Annotated in this window: 4 protein-coding genes; all 4 read right to left on the bottom strand. The window is 64.4% G+C overall.

Annotated elements, in window-relative coordinates; translation table 11 throughout:
• Positions 1-91 precede the first annotated feature (91 nt).
• Positions 92-277 carry a DUF6284 family protein gene (locus FMEAI12_RS34760; protein ID WP_112109286.1) on the bottom strand — a complete coding sequence of 62 codons (186 nt, stop codon included), beginning with the start codon at positions 275-277 and terminating at the stop codon, positions 92-94.
• Positions 277-690 carry a hypothetical protein gene (locus tag FMEAI12_RS34755; protein ID WP_112109285.1) on the bottom strand — a complete coding sequence of 138 codons (414 nt, stop codon included), beginning with the start codon at positions 688-690 and terminating at the stop codon, positions 277-279. Before FMEAI12_RS34755 ends, FMEAI12_RS34760 begins: the two co-directional genes overlap by 1 nt.
• A 296-nt stretch (positions 691-986) precedes the next feature.
• On the bottom strand, positions 987-2201 hold the full coding sequence (locus FMEAI12_RS34750) for a helix-turn-helix domain-containing protein (RefSeq protein WP_112109284.1): 1215 nt from the start codon (positions 2199-2201) through the stop codon (positions 987-989).
• The gene (locus FMEAI12_RS34745; protein ID WP_112109283.1) at positions 2198-2515 is read right to left on the bottom strand and encodes a putative quinol monooxygenase; all 318 of its coding nucleotides are present in this window, start codon (positions 2513-2515) and stop codon (positions 2198-2200) included. The genes FMEAI12_RS34750 and FMEAI12_RS34745 overlap by 4 nt, the downstream gene beginning before the upstream one ends.
• Positions 2516-3687 lie beyond the last annotated feature (1172 nt).

The following is a 3687-nucleotide window of genomic DNA, read 5'->3' as shown; positions in this document are numbered from 1 at the left end:
GAACTTCGGGCGCTGGCGAGCCGATGCGGAGTACCGATCTGAGGGACCCGCACAGAAAGTACTAGACAACATCTGAAGTGCGACCCATACTTCAGGTGCGGGCTTGTGCGTGGGCGTGGGCCAGGCGCCGCCAGGCGAGATCGGAGACCTGCTCGTCGGCGGCCAGGATGGTGATCTCGGCGTCGAGGACGGCAAGGTCGGCGGCGATCAGCGGCCACTCTCGTTCGATCGCCGCCAACTCCCGGGCCGACGGCTCCCGCTCGGCGGGATCGGCCATCACCAACCCCCGGTGCCGTCGGGGAACATCCGCCGCGCGGCGGCGATGACCTCCGGGTCGTGCAGACCGGCCCGGAACGTCACCTTGATCCCGTCGCGGACCATGAACCCGCCGACCCACGCCCCGCCGTCGAGGGTCGGCGACGGGTCGGACACGGTCACCGGGACGTCGAGGGAGAACGTGGCGCCGGATAGCGACGCCAGCGAACGCTGGTCGGTCCCGTGGGTGAGGAACCGGACCTCGGGAAGGTCCGGCCCGATGCTGTCCATCGCGCTGACCGACACCCGGATGTCCGGGTCGGCCGCGCGCATCTGGTCGAGCAGGTCGGCAGCCAGGCGCAGCGCGAACGCGAACGGGCCGGACGGCGCCGGGGCGGTCAGCCCCGGCGCGGCCACGGACGCCAGCGCGGTCACTTCCCGCCCCGCTTCAACAGCTCACGGGCGATCCGCTCGACCTCGCGGACCGTCGCGTCCTTCAGGTTGTCCGCCGACAGCATCGGCGACAGGGCACACTTCATAACGGTCTGACCTCCTAGACAGGTCGGATCAGGACCCCGGCCGGTGGTGGAGTCACCGCGCCGGGGTCCGCTCGTTCTGGGGCGGTGGAGTCGTCCCAGAAACGGCGAAGGCGGCGCCGGTGGCGCCGCCAACCCGCACCTGAAGTATGGGTCGCACTTCAGATGTTGTCTAGTACTTTCTGTGCGGGTCCCTCAGATCGGTACTCCGCATCGGCTCGCCAGCGCCCGAAGTTCCTGGTCAGAGCGCTGACTCAGGTCCTGAAGCAGATCGCGGACGAGAGTCCGAACCTTCGGATGATCACGGATCTGCTCAGGGGCTACCTGCTCCGCTTCCAGCAGCGCGGACAAGGCGTCGCCCCGGGCGCGACGCTGCGCGTGGGCGCGGGCCACGTCGACCAGGAAGCGAGCGCGGCGTTCCGGCGAGAGGCCGGCGGTGTCGATCCGGGCAGCGCGGTCAAGTGCGTCGCCAGCGTCTCCCAGGTCGACCGCCACGGACACCTCATGGAGGGCGACGTTCGCGGGCCCGAACTCCGTGTTGAAGTCGTTCCGTCCGGCGCCCACCGTCGCGGCCAGCTCCTCGGCATCGCCGATGGCCTGCCAGGCGGTGCGGCGGTCGCTGGCGCGCGCCGCGCTGACCGCCCGAACCAGGCACAGGGCGCCGACTACGGACGTCGCTTCGATGCCGAGTCCCGGTAGCCGCGGGCGGAGCGCGGTGACTGCCGTCGTCGCAGCGTGCTGCGCTTGCTGGAGCCGGCCGGCGCTGAGCATCGCCAGCGCCAGGCGGAACTGGCCTGCGGCCACGAGGGCCACGTCGCCCGCTGCCTCAGCGGTGAAGAGAGCACGGTCGGACGCGAGCCAGGCGGCTTCCATGTCGTCGACCTTCGCGAGCACCGCGGCAGCAGCCTGGTACACGCTCGCCAGAGCCTCGGCAACAGACGTTCGCTGATCAGCCGGCACGGAGCGCAACGCCTGCTCCAGATCGGCGATCAGCGACACGAGCAACGGCCCGACCTCTGAGTACCGCGACCCGTGGACGAGCGTCCACGCCTGCTCCGTGCGCTCACCGAAGTCCTCACTGGTGCCGCTGTCGGCCGTGGGCGCAGAGGCCACGGCCGACAGCGCCGGATGCCCGGTGAGCGCCAGGCGCAGCGCGTCTCGCCAAGGCTCAGACTCCGACGCGACGGCTTCCGTCGGCACGTCGGGCGCGAGGTCGGTCACCGGAACACCAAGCACATCGGCGACCTGCGCGAGCACCGACAACCGGTCGACCTTGCGCGCGTTCCGCTCGACCTGCGAAACCCAGCTCTCGGACCGGCCGATCAACCGGCCCAACTCCACCTGAGACAGGCCGCGGCGCTTGCGGTGGAAGGCCACACGCTCACCAAGTGTCTGGGTCGGCTCGGTCACTGCGTACCATCCGGCAGGCCCTTGCCGCCGACACCGGTCAAGAACTCCACGCGCGGTGGCCCGGCGAGGAACTCCTCACGGGCCGACAGGAAGCGACGAACGTGCTCCTGGCGCTCGTGCTCGTCGAACGCGGCCCGGTCCTGGTAGACCTCGTAGAAGATCCGCGCGTCAGGCTCGCCCTCGACCACGTGCGTCGCATAAACCAGCGTGCCAGGCTCCGACGACACGATCAGCGGCAGCGTTTCCGCAACCAACCGGTCAAACCTGCCTGCAGCGCCAGGCAGCAGATTGAACCGGACGACCAACCCGAACATAGATCCTCTTCCCATAGGAGCGACGTCACCACTTCAACGATCGTCCCACGGGTAGCATTCCAGAGACTAGATAGCATTTTTTGTGCTGGTTCGTGTGCAGTAGGTGACTTCGGGCCTTACCCGTGCAGGGGTAGGAGCAGCGGACTTCTGACGATGCATCGTCCTTTGAATGTGCATAGGATTAATCGCGGGACGAAAAAATTGCTGGTGTCCGCCATTCGGACCTATCACTGAAAAGCGAGTAACCAGTAAGTTCCCGAGGTTCTTTCGTGGGACTCCAGCTGGAAAGTGCGAACTAAAAGTGGTACGAAAAACCGGTGTCTCCTGCGCTCCCACAACCGCCGACGATCGGCCCAATCGACGATCCACTGTCTTATCCGGGTGATATTAGTGAAAAAAACTTCCTCCTGGCGGGATCGTGGCTCTACAAGCTAAGGCCAATACGGCAACGAAGGATTGGACAGTGGATGCTCAGAGTGGATGGAGGTCCTCTTGGCGTCAGTGGAGAGAGAAACGCCCCCATCTCCCGCCTAAGCCTCGCTCTACTTGCCCTCAATGCGGCCCATATGAATGCAAGATTCCCTGTTCTCGCGATTGGGTCGAATGCCTCCCCGCTTCAACTGTTTAATAAACTCGAAACGGGTCCAGCGAGTAGCATCGTCCCAGTAACTCGCTGTACCGTGCGTGGAATTTCTGTAGGTCGTTCGGCGCATATCAGTAATCCGGGATACATTCCGAATATACCGATTTCCGTTGAGAACAGTACTATCGAAACACATGTACTATGGCTAGATCGCTATCAACTGGAAGAAATTGGCTCGACCGAGCCAAACTACGACTTGGTTTGCGTTAGCGGCGAAAGGTATCCGCTCGTACTTGATTCCAAAGACTCGATTCGGCTGTATAGCCTGTATCGGGGAAAGTGGGATGCCCTCAAGCTAGTAGATGATTCTATAGAGTCCGGAGAAGAAACACAGCGCGAGACATACGGCAAGCTTGTATTGCAACAGTGGTTCCGCGAACTCGTAAATAGTAGTGAAATCGAGTAGGGTAGGCGACTGGCGCGGTGGCATCTCGCTTTAGGCACAAGGTCCGGTACCTTTGTCCGCGTGGTTTCCCCCGCGTTTTTCATCCCGACCGTCCATGGCATGCTCCGTTTCCAGCCGCCCCCC

This window comes from Parafrankia sp. Ea1.12 (assembly GCF_900465275.1).
Taxonomy (GTDB): domain Bacteria; phylum Actinomycetota; class Actinomycetes; order Frankiales; family Frankiaceae; genus Parafrankia; species Parafrankia soli.
This window is presented reverse-complemented; position numbering and strand designations above follow the sequence as displayed.